Here is a 15835-nt window from a genome sequence, read left to right as displayed (position 1 = left end):
GGGGGCGAACCCATGGCCGGCCGTCAGGGCCAGAGTCCCGTCCGCTCCAGCGCCTCCGCCGGCGTCCGCGCGTACCGTACGCCGCGCACCTCCCGCCCGTCGGCGTCCACGAGGCGCCAGCCGTCGCCGAGCTGGACCACGGGCACGCCGCCCCGGCGCATCGCCAGGGCCAGTTCCGACAGCGTGCCCCAGGAGCCGCCGACCACGATGACGGCGTCCCCGCTGTGCACGATGACGCTGTTGCGTGCCTGCCCGAGGCCGGTGGCGATCGCGACGCTCAGGTCCGGGCCGGCGCCGGTACGGTCGGCCCCGGGCAGCACCCCGACGACGACGCCGTCGCGTGACCGGGCACCCGCCGCGACCGCGGCCATCACCCCGCCGTGCCCGCCGCAGATCACCACGGCCCCGCGTTCCGCCAGCAGCCGGCCCACCTCGTACGCGAGGGCCCGCTCGCCTTCCCCGCACCGCGCGGGCCCGCACACCGCCACCTGTACCGCCATGGCCGTGGTCAGGTACGCCGCCTCAGGCGGCGGGCGAGTGCCGCCGCGGGGGCCGCCGCCAGGGCGGCGGCGACGGCTGTCGTCGCCCAGGCGCCGAGGTGTGAGGGCGGCGCGGGGCGCTGCGCCAGACGCTCGGGCAGCTCCGCGGGCAGGGGTCCGTCCAGGCCGAGGGCCAGCGCCTCGGCCAGGTGGAGGGCCCGGCGGCCCGTGCCGCCCTGCTCGATCTGGGTGCGGCAGCTGAAGCCGTCCGCGAGAACCAGACCGGACGGGGCGGCCCCGCGCACGGAGGGCAGGACTCCCTGTTCCGCGACGGCCATGGACACCTCGTGGTGGCCCCGCTCGAACCCGAAGTTCCCGGCGAGCCCGCAGCAGCCCTCGTCGAGGACCTCGGCGTCGAGGTGGGCGCGCCGCATCAGCTCCTGGTCGGCCTCGAACTTCATGATCGCGTGCTGGTGGCAGTGGGTCTGCACGGTCGCCTGCCGGGCCAGGGCGGGCGGACGCCAGTCGTCCGGGGCGTGGTGGACGAGGTGTTCGGCGAAGGTGCGGAACTGCCCGGCCAGGCGCTGCACGTCCTGGTCGGTGGGCATCAGTTCGGGCGCGTCGGCCCGGAACACGGCGGTGCAGGACGGTTCCAGGCCGATGACGGGCGTACCGGCCTCGATCCACGGGCGCAGGACGTCGAGGGAGTGCCGCAGGACCTTCTTCGCCACCGCGAGCTGACCGGTGGAGATCCAGGTCAGTGCGCAGCACACGGGCCTGGTGGGTACGGCGACCCGGAAGCCGGCGTCCTCGAGGACCCGCACCGCGGACTTCGCGATCGAGGGGTGGAAGTAGGTGCTGAAGGTGTCGGGCCACAGCACCACGGCCCGCTCGTCGCCGGGCTCCGGTTCCTCGCTGCCGCGCGTCCGCCACCACTGCAGGAAGGACTCCTCGGCGAACACGGGGGCCTGGCGCGCGCCGTCGACGCCGGCCAGCCGTTTGCCGACGGCGGCCAGTCCGGGCGCGTGCAGCAGGTTGTTGACGACGGGCGGGGCGAGGCGGGAGAGCCGCGCCCACGCCGGCAGCCAGCCCATGGAGTAGTGGGCGGCCGGGCGGAGTCTGCCCGCGTAGTGGTGGGCGAGGAACTCGGCCTTGTAGGTGGCCATGTCGACGCCGGTGGGGCAGTCCGACTTGCAGCCCTTGCAGGCCAGGCACAGGTCCAGGGCGTCGCGGACCTCGGTGGAGCGCCAGCCGTCGGTCACGGAGGAGTCCGCGTGGCCGTCCAGCATCTCGAACAGCAGCCGTGCCCGGCCGCGCGTGGAGTGTTCCTCCTCCTTGGTGGCCCGGTAGGACGGGCACATCACCCCGCCGTGGTGGCTGCGGCAGTTGCCGATGCCGACGCAGCGCAGCACGGCGCGGGTGAAGGAGTGTTCGTCCTCCGGGTAGCCGAAGTGGGTGTCCGGGGTGGCGGGCCGCCACGCGGAGCCGAGGCGGAGCTGTCCGTCGACCGGATGGGGATCGACGACCTTGCCGGGGTTCATCCGGTTGTGCGGGTCGAAGAGCGCCTTGAGTTCCCCGAACGCGGCCACGAGCCGCTCGCCGAACATGCGGGTCAGCAGCTCGCCCCGGGACTGACCGTCCCCGTGCTCGCCCGACAGGGAGCCGCCGTAGGAGGCCACGAGGTCGGCGGCGCGCTCAAGGAAGCGGCGGAAGTCGGCCACGCCCTCGGCGGTCTTCAGCCCGAACGGGATACGGGTGTGCACACAGCCCTGCCCGAAGTGCCCGTACAGCGAGGGGTGGTCGTAGTCGAACTCCTCGAAGAGCCCCTTGAGGTCGCGCAGGTAGTCGCCGAGGCGGTCGGGCGGGACGGCGGAGTCCTCCCAGCCCTCCCAGGTCTCGCGGTCGTCCGGGGGCCGCGCGGTGACCCCGAGTCCGGCCTCCCGGGCCTTGAGCATCCTCTGCTCGCGCTCGGGGTCGTCGGAGAAGGCGACGGTGGACTCCTTCTCGTTCCGGCCGACCGCGCGCAGCAGGGCGTGCGCCTTCTCGTCGACCTCCTCCTGGCCGTCGCCGCTGAACTGCAGCAGCAGCCAGCTGTCGCCCTCGGGGAGGGAGTCGAGGGACTCCAGGTAGGCGTGCTCCTCGCGCATCAGCTGCGCCATCCGCCCGTCGAGCGCCTCCAGCTGGCTGGGCGAGCAGTGCTGAAGGAGGCGGGGGACGTCGTCCGCGGCGGCGCAGATGTCCTCGTATCCGAGGACGAGCAGCGACTGGTAGCGGGGCACCGGGACCAGGTCGAGTTCGGCCCGCAGCACCGTCACCAGGGTTCCCTCGCTGCCGACCAGGGCCTTGGCGACGTCGAAGCCGTTCTCCGGGAGCAGGGAGTCCAGGTTGTATCCGGAGACGCGGCGCGGGATCTTCGGGTAGCCCTGGCGGATGTCCGCCAGGTACTCGGTGACGATGCGGTCGAGGCCGTCGTAGATCTCCGCCCGGCGCCCGCCCTCGGCGGCGATCTGCGCCCGCTCGGCCTTCGAGGTCGGCCCCACCCACATGCGGGTGCCGTCGTAGGTGAGGACCTCCAGACGGCGTACGTTGTCCACCGTCTTGCCGTACGCCTGCGCCGACGCCCCGCACGAGTTGTTGCCGATCATGCCGCCGAGCGCACAGTGGCTGTGCGTGGAGGGTTTGGGCCCGAACTGGAGGCGGTGGTCGGCGAGCCTGCGGTTGAGCTCGTCCAGGACCAGCCCGGGCTCCACGACGCAGGTGCGGGCGTCGGGGTCGACCGACACCAGGGCGTCGCAGTACTTGGTCCAGTCGACGACGACGGCGGTGTTGGTCGTCTGCCCGGCCAGGCTGGTGCCGCCGCCCCGGGACAGGACGGGCGCGCCGAACCGCGCGCACACCTCGACCGCCCTGGCTCCCGCCTCCACCCCGCGCGGCACGACGACGCCGATGGGGACCTGCCGGTAGTTGGAGCCGTCCGTGGAGTACGCGCCCCTGCTGCCCGCGTCGAACCGGATCTCGCCGTCCACGGCACTGCGCAGCGCCGCCTCCAGCCCGGCCACGTCGAGCGCGGTTCCCGCCCGGCCGAGAGCCGGGGACGTGTCGTTGCGGGATGTCAGGGCCATGGATCGAGACCGCCTTTCCTGCACTGTTGGACTATGCAAGGGAGTTTCGCGATCCGTGCCGCCCAAACGGGCGCACGTGGGCGGGGCGCACGTGGGCGGCCTGTGGGCCCCGGTGTGACCCCACCGGGGGTCAGCCGACCTTGCGGCCCTGAAGCGGTGCCGTCGGGGCGCCGGCGCCCTCCTGCAGCCCGTGCAGGAACTCCTCCAGCACCTCGGTCGCGGTCCGCCGCGGCTGCCAGCCGAGCACGGTGCGCGCGCGGGTGCAGTCCATGAGCGGCAGCCTCAGGACGGCGTCGAAGAGGTGGGGTGAGGCGGGCAGCAGCCGCAGCCCCCAGGCGGCGGCGATGGCCGACCGTGCGGCCGTGCGCGGCAGACGCACGGGGCGGGATCCCAGCAGCTCGCCCAGGATCTCGGCGTCCAGGGGCGGATCGGCGGCCAGGTTGAAGGCGCCCCGGACCTCGGCGTGGACGGCGAGCTGGTAGGCGCGGGCCGCGTCGTCGGTGTGCAGGGCCTGCACGCGGAGCCCCTGGATGTCCGGCAGGAAGGGCAGCAGTTCCGGGCGGGCCAGCGGTCCGGGCAGGAACTTCCCGCCGAAGATGCGCCGCTGTTCGCTCGCCGATTCGCGTTTGAACAAGAACGCGGGCCGCATCCGTACGACCCGGATCCCGGGGTGCCGGAACTCGAAGGTGTCGAGATACCGCTCCAGATAGGCCTTCTCCCGGGTGTAGGCGGCGTCGGGCCAGCCGTGTGTGGGCCAGGACTCGTCCACGGAGCGGTTCTTGGGCCCCGGGGAGTAGGCCCCCACGGAGGAGGCGTGCACCAGTGTGGGCACCGTGGCGGTGGCGGCGACGGCCTCGAAGACCCGGATGCTGCCGAGGACGTTGGTCCGCCAGGTCGCGACCGGATCGTGCGTCGGCTGGAACGCCCACGCCAGGTGCACCACCGCGTCGGCGCCCCGGAACTCCCGTACGAGATCGACGTCCTTCGCCGCGAGGTCGACCTTCGACCACTCCACACGGTCCGGGCCGAGGTCGGGGATGCGGCGCGCGAGGCCCCGTACGCTCGCGACGGCCGGATCCTCGGCGAGCAGCCGCACGAGGCTGGTGCCCACATTGCCGGTGGCACCCGTGACCACGATCTTCCTGCCTGCTTCGGTGCTCACTTCGGGCTCCTCTCGGTGACCGGTGACCGGGACCTGCGAGTACCCACGGTGAGGGCCGTTACTGCTGCTGGCGCTGCCTGCCGTGTGCGGCGTCCTGCCGGACGAGGAGGGCGAGCAGCTCGGCGACGGTCAGGCTCGCCTCCGCGGGGTGGCGCAGCGGCGTGCCCGGCTGGATGCGGTAGGTGTTGCTGCGCCCCTCACGGGTGTGCGTGAGATAGCCGTCCTGCTCGAGATCGGCGATGATCTTCTGGACGGCGCGTTCCGTCAGCCGGCAGTGGGCCGCGATGTCACGGATGCGTACGCTCTGGTCGTCGGCGATGGCCGCCAGCACGCGTGCGTGATTGGTGAGAAACGTCCATCCCGTATGCGGCTCTCGCGCTCCACCCATGCATAAAGAGTAGGCGCCGCGATTCGCGAATTCAAAAAGGTGAATTCGAATTCGTGTATCCCTTGACATATGACCTGCGGCGGGCAGAGCCTGTCTAGGGGTGCTCGGCGCGGATCGGCGGACACCCCCTGGGTCGGGGAGCGCGGTAGGGGCGAGCTCGGGAGGCTGCCATGGACGAGCGCGTACTTCCCGAGCTCGAGAGCGCGGACGGTGACGTCCGGGTGACCTGGGCGCATCCCCCGCAGCACCTGCTGCCGCCCTGCCTACGCGTCGAGACCCACCAGGACGGGGACCGGGTCGCCGTGGTGGTGTCCGGCGAGCTGGACATCGACACCGAGCAGGCCCTGCAGGACGCCCTACGGGAGGCCGTACGGCGTTCGGTGGGAGGTGTCGACGTGGATCTCGGCGGTGTGGACTTCTGCGACTGCTCCGGCCTCAACGTGCTGCTGAGCGCCCGCAGCCAGGCTCTGGCGGACGCCAAGACGCTCACGCTCGGCCCGACCGGCCCCTCCGTGGACAGGCTGCTGTCGCTGACCGGCACACGGACTCTGTTCGACAACGCCCCGACCGCCGGTACGGCTGCTGGGGACGGCCAGGACGGGCCGCTCCAGCGGCACGGCCCCCCGCGAGGGGAGGAGCCGCCGAAGGACCCCGACCTGGACGCGAACATCGCCCCGGACCTGGCCCCCGACAGGGACCTGGACCCGGCGAGCGAGCGGGACCTGCACATCGAGCTGGTCCAGCTCAGGCGGGCCATGCAGACACGGCCGGTGATCGACCTGGCCCGGGGGGTGCTGATGGCGTCCTTCGCGCTGACCGCGCAGGACGCCTGGGACATCCTGGTCACCGTCTCCCAGAAGACCAACACGAAGCTGCACAACGTCGCCGAGGACCTGGTGGCTGCCGTCAACGGCGACGTTCCGTCCGACCCGCTCCGCCTGGAGCTGGCCGCCGCGGTCACCGCGCTCAAGGAGCCCTCGAACGCGCGTCCCGCAGACTGAGGTCCGCCGCGCGGTGGGCGGTTCCCCCGCCCGGGTGCACGCCCCGGAGCGCCACCACCCGTCGGCGGTACGCGCGCCGCCTCGGAAACAGCGGCAGGGTAAGCCTTCCACCATGACCTTCAAGAGTCCCGCCCACCGCGGCGGCCCCAAGCGCGGGATGTTCGAGGAACTGGCGGAGAGAGCCTCCAACTTGACGAGCTCCCCGCTGTTCTTCCTGATCTGCCTGGCCTTCGTCGGCTTCTTCGTCGCCGCGCACGCCGCGCACCTGCCGCTGGAGCTGCTGCTGCTCGCCGGGGAGTCGATGACCGCGGTCACCCTTCTGCTCCTCGCCCTGCTCAAGAACTCGGAGATGCGGGCGGAGCACGCCATCCAGCGCAAGCTCGACGCCATCGCACGCGCCCTGCTGGACGTGAACGAGGACAGGGACAGCCGCGCCCTGAGGGAGCTCAAGGAGTCGATCCGCATGGAGGAAGAGACATAAGATGACATTCATCGACATGACGGGAGTGAGCCGATATGACCGACCGAGAGCATGGCCGGTACGCGGACGACTCCGGCCACCTCAGGGACATGACCGAGGAAACCCTCGGCGCCCAGGAACAGGCACGCCAGGAGCGTCAGCACCGGCTCGAGCAGCCACAGAGCGGCCGCCGGGCGGACGACGAGGCCACCTACCCCGAGCTCTTCGACCAGGGAGACGACGACTATCTGTGAGGGCCGCGCCCGGGGTGTGACCGACCGCTTCCTCAGCACTCGATGACGTTGACGGCGAGACCGCCACGGGCGGTCTCCTTGTACTTGACCTTCATGTCGGCTCCGGTCTCCTTCATGGTCTTGATGACCTTGTCGAGCGAGACGTGGTGCCGGCCGTCGCCACGCAGGGCCATCCGGGCGGCGGTGACGGCCTTGACCGCGGCCATGCCGTTGCGCTCGATGCAGGGGATCTGGACGAGGCCGCCGACCGGGTCGCAGGTCAGGCCGAGATTGTGCTCCATGCCTATCTCGGCGGCGTTCTCCACCTGTTCCGGGCTGCCGCCCAGCACCTCGGCGAGGCCGCCGGCGGCCATCGAGCAGGCCGAGCCGACCTCGCCCTGGCAGCCGACCTCGGCGCCGGAGATCGACGCGTTCTCCTTGAAGAGCATGCCGATGGCGCCCGCGGCGAGCAGGAAGCGGACGACCCCGTCCTCGTCGGCGCCCGGCACGAAGGTGAGGTAGTAGCGCAGAACGGCGGGGATGATGCCCGCCGCGCCGTTCGTCGGGGCGGTGACGACCCGGCCGCCTGCCGCGTTCTCCTCGTTCACCGCCATCGCGTACAGGGTCACCCACTCCATCGCGCGGGCCGCGGGGTCGCCCTCGCTGCGCAGCGCCCGGGCCGCCGCCGCGGCCCGTCGGCGGACCTTCAGGCCGCCGGGGAGGATGCCCTCACGGGACAGACCACGGGAGACGCAGTCCTCCATGACGCGCCAGATCTCCAGCAGACCCGCGCGGATCTCCTCCTCCGTGCGCCAGGCCCTCTCGTTCTCCAGCATCAGCGCGGAGATCGACAGGCCGGTCTCCCGGGAGAGCCGCAGCAGTTCGTCCCCCGTGCGGAACGGATGGGGCAGCGCCGTATCGTCGGGCTTGATCCGGTCTGCCCCGACGGCGTCCTCGTCGACCACGAATCCGCCGCCGACCGAGTAGTACGTCTTCTCCAGCAGCGGCAGTCCGTCGGCGTCGTGGGCGAAGAGAACCATGCCGTTGGCGTGGTACGGCAGCGCGCGCCGGCGGTGCAGGACCAGCTGGGCCGAGACGTCGAAGTCGATCTCGTGGGCAGCGCCGATCTCGACGCCGAGGAGGCGAATGCGTCCGGTGGCGCGGATCCGCTCGACGTCCAGCTCGGCCCGGGCGACGTCGACCGTGTGCGGCTCGTTGCCCTCCAGGCCGAGCAGTACGGCCTTGGGGGTGCCGTGGCCGTGTCCGGTGGCACCGAGGGAGCCGAACAGTTCCGCCCGTACCGCGGCGGTCTGCGCGAGCAGGCCGTCCTTCTTCAGCCGGGCGGCGAACATCCCGGCCGCACGCATCGGGCCGACGGTGTGCGAGCTGGAGGGGCCGATGCCGATGGAGAACAGGTCGAAGACGCTGATTGCCACGCCATACTCCGTGGGGTGGGAGAGGGTGCCGGGCATGTCATGGGCACGCCCCAGCGGGGGGGGGTTGTCGATCGCAGGCCCGGGTGGGGCGGTTGCTTCTCCCGGGTGCGGAGACATGAGCCCTTCTCGTGCTCATGGTTCGAACAGGCGGGCGGGCGGCCGGGCGGTGCGCACGCATGCCGCGGCGGTGCCGGGCCGCCTGCCGGTGACGGCCTGGCACCGCCAGGTCACCCTTACCGCCCTGCCCGGCCGCTCACCCGTATTCCACGGCCGCGTCCAGCAGCCAGTCCGTGAGGTAGCCGGCGAAGGAGGAGCGCACCAGTACCCAGAAGCCGGCTCTGAATTCGTCGCGGGCGACCAGGACGACCTGCGTGCGCGCCAGCGTCGTCTGGGCGCAGCGGCCGGGGCCGAAGGCGCGCGGGTGCAAGTCCAGCGCGCAGCCGTGGGACAGCAGGTCACGGGCGCGGGGGCCCGCGACCAGAAGGGTGGTGCGCTGGGCGGAGACGTCGGTGACGGAGACGGGCTCGTCCCCGGCCGCCGCACGGATCCGGCCCTCCAGCTCGCGCTGCGTTCCGGGCGGGGCCACCAGCAGCCATTCGTCGGGACCGAGCCACACCGCGGTCAGATCCCCGGCCCGTACCACGGTGTTCGGCTCCAGGGGCAGCTGGAGCCCCAGGGCGAGCCCCACGGCGTCCGCCGCCGGGCTCTTGGCGTCGAGGCGGACGTTCACCTGGGTCAGGAAGGGGAGTTCGGCCAGGCGGACCGCGCCCCCGGAGGTGCGCGTCGCGGCGGCCAGGCGGTCGGCGGCGTGCGCCAGGGGGCTGCGCTGCCGTGCGGTCAGGGCGGTGTCAGCCATCGCGGCGGGCTCCCTCGGGGTCGTAGAGGACGGGGTTGGCGACGGTCACCGGGACCAGCCGGTCGCCGACCGGCGCGTAGAGGCGTTCCCCGATGCGGTCGCGACCGCCCTTGATCAGGGCGAGAGCGAAGGTCCGGCCGAGCGCCGCGCTGCGGTAGCTGGAGGTGACGTGACCGAGCATCGGGACGGGCGGGGCGGGCAGTTCGCTGTCGGCGACCAGGTGGGTGCCCTCGGGGAGGAAGGCGGCCGGATCCTCGGGGAGGAGGCCGACGAGGTGCTTGCGGTCGGGGCGCACGGTGTCGGCGCGGGCGTAGGAGCGCTTGCCGATGAAGTCCGGCTTCTTCTTCGACACCGCCCAGCTCATGCCGAGGTCCTGTGGGGTGACCGTCCCGTCGGTGTCCTGGCCGATGATCGGGTAGCCCTTCTCGGCGCGCAGGACGTGCATGGTCTCGGTGCCGTACGGGGTGATGCCGTACGGGGCGCCGGCCTCGTACAGGGCCTCCCACAGGGCCAGGGCGTCCCAGGGCGAGACGTTGATCTCGTAGGCGAGTTCGCCGGAGAAGCTGATCCGGCACACGCGCGCGTCGATGCCGGCGACGGTCGTCTCACGCCACGCCATGAACGGGAAGTCGTCGTTGCCCACGGCCAGTCGGGGCGCGAGCGAACCCAGGACGTCGCGGGAACGGGGGCCGACGAGGGCCACGGTCGCCCACTGCTCGGTGACGGAGGTGCAGTGGACCCGCAGTTCGGGCCACTCGGTCTGGAGCCACTCCTCCATCCAGTCCAGGACGGCGGCCGCGTTGCCGGTGGTCGTGGTGACCAGGAAGCGGTCCTGCGCGAGCCGGATGACCGTGCCGTCGTCGAAGACCATGCCGTCCAGGCGGCACATCACGCCGTAGCGGATCATGCCGACCTTCAGGGTGCTCATCATGTTGGTGTAGAGCCGGTCGAGGAAGAGCGCGGCGTCCGGGCCCTGCACGTCGATCTTGCCGAGGGTGGAGGCGTCCATGAAGGCCACGGCCTCGCGGGCGGCGCGGCACTCGCGCAGTACGGCGGTCTCCATGTCCTCGCCGTCCTGCGGGTAGTACCAGGGGCGCTTCCACTGGCCGACGTTCTCGAAGAGGGCACCGTGCTCGACATGCCATGCGTGCAGGGCGGTGGTGCGGATCGGGTCGTGCAGCGGACCGCGGTCGCGGCCGGCGAGGGCGGCGAAGGAGACGGGGGTGAACGGCGGCCGGAACGTGGGCAGGCCGAGCGCCGAGATGTCCACGCCGAGGAGTTCGGCGACGACTCCGCTCGCCAGGACGCCGGCCGTCCTGCCCTGGTCGCCTCCGGTGCCGGCCGTGGTGTAGCGCTTGGTGTGCTCCACCGAGCGCAGGCCCGCCCCGGTCGCCCGCGCCAGGTCGTCGACCGTGACGTCGCGTTGGAGGTCGACGAACCGGGGGGCGCCGGTGGGAGTGGGGACCGTGAAGACCTGCATGGACGGGGTGTGCGGCTGGGCGGCCACGGCCGGGAGGGCGGGCGCCTCGGCGGTGTAGCCCTCCGCCTCGACCGCGCGGGCGCCGGCCGCCGTGCCCTCAGCGAGAGCCGTGGCGAGGTCGAGGGCGCCGTTGGCGCTGCCCGCGACCTCCACCGCCTGACGGCAGCTGTCGGGAACGAACGTGCCGAGTGCCTCGTCGTGGCGGAGCTTGCCGCCCGCCTGGCTGAACAGGTGCGCGACCGGGTTCCAGCCGCCGGAGACCAGGAGCAGGTCGACGGCGAACTCCCTCTGTCCGGCGGACTCCCCGTACGGGGCGACCGTCACGGCGGTGAGGCGGGACCCGCCCTCCGTGCCGGTGACCGCGTGTCCGGCCAGCACCTCGATCCCGGCGGAGCGGGCACGCTCGGCCCACTCCCCCGGCTCGGGCCGGGTGTCGACGATCGCCGCGATGCCCACTCCCGCCGCCGCCAGGTCGAGCGCGGCGGCGTAGGCGCTGTCGTTGGTGGTGAACACGACCGCGTGACGGCCGGGCAGAACGGCGTACTTGTGGAGGTACGTCCGGGCGGAGGCGGCCAGCATCACGCCGGGGCGGTCGTTGTCGCCGAACGCCAGCGAGCGCTCGTGGGCGCCGGTCGCGAGGACCACGCGGCGGGCGCGGATGCGCCAGACGCGCTCGCGGGAGACGTGGTCCGGGGCCTCGGCGCCGAGGTGGTTGGTGCGGCGCTCCACGGCGAGGAGGTGGTTGTCGTCGTAGTGGCCGAAGACGGTGGTGCGGCGCAGGACGCGTACCTCGGGAGCGGCCTCCAGTCGAGCGCGCGTCGCCTGCACCCAGTCGAGGTGTTCGCCGGTGCCGAGCAGGCTGCCGCCGAGTTCTGGCTGGTCGTCGGCGAGGATGACGCGGGCGCCGCTGTTCGCCGCCGCCGCTGCGGCCGCCAGGCCGGCGGGGCCCGCGCCGACGACCAGCAGGTCGCAGTGGGCGTGTACGGCGTCGTAGCGGGCGGGGTCGGGTTCGGCGGCGAGGCGGCCCTGGCCGGGGAGGCTGCTCGCGACCAGGCCGTCGTAGAGCTCGACGGTCGTGGCGGGGAGCATGGGCTCGGGGAAGGGAGCCTCGATCTGGACGACCGCGTTGGGCTCTTCGACGCCGGCCGAGAAGATGCCCCGCGGACGGCCGAGTCTGATGCTGGTCGCTGCCGCGATGACGCCGTTGGCGAGGAGGGCGGAGGCGAGGGTGTCGCCGCGGTAGCCGTGGTACTCGGTGCCGTCGAAGACGAAGGTCAGGGCGGCCTTCCGGTCCACTCGGCCGCCGGTGGGGAGGCGGAACGGTTGGTTGTCCTCGCCCGCCCCGCCCCTTCCCGATGTGTCCGACGTGGGGCTGCCGCCGCGTGGCAGGGGCCCGCCGCCGGCCCCCGCCAGAGGCTCCGCCGCCGGACCCCCGGATCGTTCTCCGGACTCCTCCTCGAGCTCCCCCAGAGGGGGTGCCCCCAGACGGGCCGGTGATGCCGGGCGTGGCTCAGAGGCGGCCGTAGCCGCTGAAACAGCCCGCCTTGGCTCAGGAGTTGCCGGACGCGACTCGCCCACCTTGTAAACGGCCAGGATCTCGTTCGTCGCCGTGTCCCGTACCGCGTTGAACCACTTGCGGCAGCCCGCCGCGTGGCTCCACCGCTCGGCGAACGGCCCCTTCGGGTTGGCGCGGAAGAACAGGTAGCGCGCCCACTCCTCGTCGGTGAGGGCCGCCGGATCCTCGGGGTAGGGCACATGGGCCTGGCCGCCATAGTGGAACTCGGCCTCGTCACGGGGCCCGCACCACGGGCAGGAAATGAGCAGCATGGTTCGGCTCCCTAGTGGGCCACCGCGGCCGCGCCGTGCTCGTCGACGAGCGCGCCGGTGGTGAAACGGTCGAGCGAGAAGGGGGCGTTCAGCGGGTGGGGTGTGTCGTGGGCGATGGTGTGGGCGTAGACCCAGCCGACCCCCGGGGTGGCCTTGAAGCCGCCCGTTCCCCAGCCGCAGTTGAGGTAGAGGTTGTCGACCGGGGTGAGGCCGACGATGGGCGAGGCGTCCGGGCTGACGTCGACGATGCCGCCCCAGGTGCGCAGCACGTGGGCGCGGGCGAAGACCGGGAAGAGCTCCAGGGCGGCGGACATCTGCTCCTCGATGATGTGGAACGCGCCGCGCTGGGTGTAGGAGTTGTAGGCGTCGATGCCGGCGCCCATGACCAGCTCGCCCTTGTGGGCCTGGCTGACGTACACGTGGACGGCGTTGGACATGACGACCGTCGGGTGCACCGGCTCCAGGAGTTCGGAGACCAGGGCCTGCAACGGGTGGCTCTGCAGCGGGAGTTCGATGCCCGCCATGGCGGCGAGGACCGAGGTGTGACCGGCGGAGCACAGGGCCACCTTGCCCGCCGCGATCGGGCCGAGCGTGGTCTGCACGCCGACCACCCGGCCGCCGACCACGTCGAGGCCGGTGACCTCGCAGTTCTGGATGATGTCGATGCCGGCGGCGTCCGCGGAGCGGGCGAAGCCCCAGGCCACGTAGTCGTGCTTGGCGATGCCGGCGCGCGGCTGGTAGGTGCCGCCGAGGACCGGGTAGCGCACGTCGGGTGAGATGTTGACGATCGGGCAGACCTCTTTGACCGCCTGCGCGTCGAGCCACTCGGCGTCGACGCCGTTGAGCCGGTTGGCCTCGACGCGGCGCACGCTGTCGCGGACGTCCTGCAGGCTGTGGGCGAGGTTCAGCACGCCGCGCTGGGAGAAGAGGATCGGGTAGTCGAGCTCCTCCTCCAGTCCTTCCCAGAGTTTGAGGGCGTGCTCGTAGATACCGGCGCTCTCGTCCCACAGGTAGTTGGAGCGGATGATCGTGGTGTTGCGGGCCATGTTGCCGCCCGCGAGCCAGCCCTTCTCCAGGACCGCGACGTTGGTGATGCCGTGGTTCTTCGCCAGGTAGTGGGCCGTGGCCAGGCCGTGTCCGCCGCCGCCCACGATCACCACGTCGTACGACCGCCTGGGCTCGGGGGTGCGCCAGAGCCAGTCGGGGTGGTCGGGGAGGTCGGCGCCGGGGGTGCGGGGGCTCATCGGGCGTCTCCTGAAGGACCGGAAAGGTGCGGGTAGAGCGGGTGCTCGGCGGCCAGGGCCGCAGTGCGGGCGCGCAGCGCCGCCACGTCCGGCTCGGGCTGCAGGGCGAGCGCGATCACGTCGGCGACCTCGGTGAAGTCCTCCTCGGTGAAGCCCCGGGTGGCGAGGGCCGGGGTGCCGATGCGCAGGCCGGAGGTGACCATGGGCGGGCGCGGGTCGAAGGGGACGGCGTTGCGGTTGACGGTGATGCCGATCTCGTGCAGCAGGTCCTCGGCGCGCCTGCCGTCGAGTTCGGACTCACGCAGGTCGACGAGGACGAGGTGGACGTCCGTGCCGCCCGTCAGCACCTTCACTCCGGCCGCGGCCGCGTCGGGCTGTGTGAGGCGCTCGGCGAGGATGCGGGCGCCGGTCAGTGTGCGGGCCTGGCGCTCTGCGAACTCGGGCGATGCCGCGACCTTGAAGGAGACCGCCTTCGCGGCGATGACGTGCTCCAGGGGGCCGCCCTGCATGCCGGGGAACACCGCCGAGTTGATCTTCTTGGCGAGGTCGGCGTCGTTGGTGAGGATCACTCCGCCGCGGGGACCGCCGAGCGTCTTGTGCGTGGTGGTGGTGACCACGTGCGCGTGCGGGACGGGGCTGGGGTGCAGTCCGGCGGCGACCAGGCCCGCGAAGTGCGCCATGTCGACCATGAGGAGGGCACCGACCTCGTCGGCGATGCGGCGGAAGGCCGCGAAGTCCAGCTGCCTCGGGTACGCCGACCAGCCCGCGATGATCATCTTGGGGCGGTGTTCCTTGGCGAGCCGCTCCACCTCGTCCATGTCGACGAGGTTGTCCGCTTCGGAGACGTGGTACGGCACGACATTGAGCATCTTGCCGCTGTAGTTGATGCGCATGCCGTGGGTGAGGTGGCCGCCGTGCGCGAGATCGAGGCCGAGGATGGTGTCGCCGGGCTGGAGGAGGGCGAAGAAGACAGCGGTGTTCGCCTGCGCGCCCGAGTGCGGCTGGACGTTGGCGAAACCCGCGCCGAACAGGGACTTGACGCGCTCGATGGCCAGGCGTTCGGTGACGTCGACGTGTTCGCAGCCGCCGTAGTAGCGGCGGCCCGGGTAGCCCTCCGCGTACTTGTTGGTCGCGACCGATCCCTGGGCCTCCATGACGGCGGAGGGCGCGAAGTTCTCGGAGGCGATCATCTCGAGGGTGGACTGCTGGCGGTGCAGCTCGGCGCCGAGGGCGGCGTGGACCTCGGGGTCCAGCTCCGCCAGCGGGGTGTTCAGCACGTTCATACGGTGTTCGCGTTCCTCTCGGCGGCCTCGACGACGTTGGCGAGCAGCATCGCCCGGGTCATGGGTCCCACTCCCCCGGGCATCGGCGCGAGCCATCCGGCGACCTGGGCGGCCTCCGGGTGGACGTCGCCGACGAGCCCGTGTTCGGTGCGGGTGATGCCGACGTCCAGGACGGCCGCGCCGGGGCGCAGCATGTCCTTGGTGATCAGTCCGGGCGAGCCGGCCGCGGCGACGACGATGTCCGCCTCGCGTACGTGCCAGGCCAGGCCCTTGGTTCCGGTGTGGCACAGGGTCACGGTGGCGTTCTCGGACCTGCGGGTGAGCAGGAGCCCGATCGGCCGTCCGACCGTGATGCCCCGGCCGATCACGCACACGCGCGCTCCGGCGAGCGGGACCTCGTACCGGCGGAGCAGTCCGACGATGCCGCGGGGGGTGCAGGGCAGGGGGGCGTCGACGCCGAGGACGAGCCGGCCGAGGTTGACCGGGTGCAGTCCGTCGGCGTCCTTGGCGGGGTCCATGCGCGTAAGGACGGCGTTCGCGTCCAGGTGGCGCGGGAGCGGGAGCTGGACGATGTAGCCGGTGCAGGCGGGGTCGGCGTTGAGTTCGTCGATGACGTCCTCGACCTGCCGCTGGGTCGCGTCGGCGGGCAGCTCGCGGCGGAGGGAGGCGACCCCGATCTGCGCGCAGTCGCGGTGCTTTCCGGCGACGTAGGCGCGGCTGCCCGGGTCGTCGCCGACCAGGACGGTGCCGAGCCCCGGCGGGCGGCCGGTCGAGGCGGTCGACTTGGCGACGCGCTCGGCGAGTTCACTACGGATGGCGGCTGCGGTCGCCTTGCCGTCGAGCAGTTGTGCGGTCACCGGCGTT

General features: G+C 72.4%; 13 protein-coding genes. 3 read left to right on the top strand and 10 right to left on the bottom strand.

Annotation, left to right across the window (positions count from 1 at the left end; genetic code table 11):
• Nucleotides 1-23: 23 nt before the first annotated feature.
• The 4 genes from C3488_RS10155 to C3488_RS10140 form a co-directional block, all read right to left on the bottom strand.
• Entirely contained in the window at nucleotides 24-500 is a 477-nt protein-coding gene (locus C3488_RS10155) for a TIGR00725 family protein (RefSeq protein ID WP_103839023.1), read from the bottom strand.
• An 8-nt stretch (nucleotides 501-508) separates the two neighbouring features.
• On the bottom strand, nucleotides 509-3601 hold the full coding sequence (locus C3488_RS10150) for an FAD-binding and (Fe-S)-binding domain-containing protein (RefSeq protein WP_103839022.1): 3093 nt from the start codon (nucleotides 3599-3601) through the stop codon (nucleotides 509-511).
• A gap of 130 nt (nucleotides 3602-3731) precedes the next feature.
• Nucleotides 3732-4763 carry an SDR family oxidoreductase gene (locus C3488_RS10145; protein ID WP_103839021.1) on the bottom strand — a complete coding sequence of 344 codons (1032 nt, stop codon included), beginning with the start codon at nucleotides 4761-4763 and terminating at the stop codon, nucleotides 3732-3734.
• Nucleotides 4764-4821: 58 nt separating this feature from the next.
• Nucleotides 4822-5151 carry a helix-turn-helix domain-containing protein gene (locus C3488_RS10140; protein ID WP_103839020.1) on the bottom strand — a complete coding sequence of 110 codons (330 nt, stop codon included), beginning with the start codon at nucleotides 5149-5151 and terminating at the stop codon, nucleotides 4822-4824.
• Nucleotides 5152-5321: 170 nt separating this feature from the next.
• On the opposite strand from C3488_RS10140, the gene C3488_RS10135 reads away from it, so the two are divergent.
• The 3 genes from C3488_RS10135 to C3488_RS10125 all read left to right on the top strand — a co-directional run bounded on the left by C3488_RS10135 (nucleotide 5322) and on the right by C3488_RS10125 (nucleotide 6866).
• A complete protein-coding gene (locus C3488_RS10135) occupies nucleotides 5322-6152 on the top strand; it encodes an anti-sigma factor antagonist (protein WP_103839019.1) in 831 nt (276 codons plus the stop codon).
• Nucleotides 6153-6264: 112 nt separating this feature from the next.
• Nucleotides 6265-6633 (top strand): hypothetical protein, encoded by a 369-nt coding sequence (locus C3488_RS10130; RefSeq protein WP_103839018.1) that lies wholly within the window; start codon nucleotides 6265-6267, stop codon nucleotides 6631-6633.
• Nucleotides 6634-6668: 35 nt separating this feature from the next.
• Nucleotides 6669-6866 (top strand): hypothetical protein, encoded by a 198-nt coding sequence (locus C3488_RS10125; protein WP_103839017.1) that lies wholly within the window; start codon nucleotides 6669-6671, stop codon nucleotides 6864-6866.
• A gap of 32 nt (nucleotides 6867-6898) precedes the next feature.
• Here C3488_RS10125 and C3488_RS10120 read toward each other — a convergent pair whose 3' ends face one another.
• From C3488_RS10120 to C3488_RS10095, 6 genes are all read right to left on the bottom strand, one after another.
• The gene (locus C3488_RS10120; protein ID WP_103839056.1) at nucleotides 6899-8281 is read right to left on the bottom strand and encodes an L-serine ammonia-lyase; all 1383 of its coding nucleotides are present in this window, start codon (nucleotides 8279-8281) and stop codon (nucleotides 6899-6901) included.
• Nucleotides 8282-8534: 253 nt separating this feature from the next.
• Nucleotides 8535-9137, bottom strand: a complete 603-nt coding sequence (locus tag C3488_RS10115) for a sarcosine oxidase subunit gamma (RefSeq protein WP_103839016.1) — start codon at nucleotides 9135-9137, stop codon at nucleotides 8535-8537.
• A complete protein-coding gene (locus C3488_RS10110; protein WP_103839015.1) occupies nucleotides 9130-12444 on the bottom strand; it encodes a sarcosine oxidase subunit alpha family protein in 3315 nt (1104 codons plus the stop codon). Before C3488_RS10110 ends, C3488_RS10115 begins: the two co-directional genes overlap by 8 nt.
• 11 nt (nucleotides 12445-12455) lie before the next feature.
• Nucleotides 12456-13688: a sarcosine oxidase subunit beta family protein gene (locus C3488_RS10105; protein ID WP_103839014.1), complete on the bottom strand. Its 1233-nt coding sequence runs from the start codon at nucleotides 13686-13688 to the stop codon at nucleotides 12456-12458.
• Nucleotides 13685-14971: a serine hydroxymethyltransferase gene (gene glyA / locus C3488_RS10100; RefSeq protein WP_103839013.1), complete on the bottom strand. Its 1287-nt coding sequence runs from the start codon at nucleotides 14969-14971 to the stop codon at nucleotides 13685-13687. The genes C3488_RS10105 and glyA overlap by 4 nt, the downstream gene beginning before the upstream one ends.
• Complete coding sequence (locus C3488_RS10095; protein WP_103839012.1) at nucleotides 14968-15828, bottom strand: bifunctional methylenetetrahydrofolate dehydrogenase/methenyltetrahydrofolate cyclohydrolase; 861 nt, start codon at nucleotides 15826-15828, stop codon at nucleotides 14968-14970. The genes glyA and C3488_RS10095 overlap by 4 nt, the downstream gene beginning before the upstream one ends.
• Nucleotides 15829-15835: the final 7 nt, after the last annotated feature.

It is taken from the genome of Streptomyces sp. Ru72 (genome assembly GCF_002920635.1).
Classification (GTDB): domain Bacteria; phylum Actinomycetota; class Actinomycetes; order Streptomycetales; family Streptomycetaceae; genus Streptomyces.
This window is presented reverse-complemented; position numbering and strand designations above follow the sequence as displayed.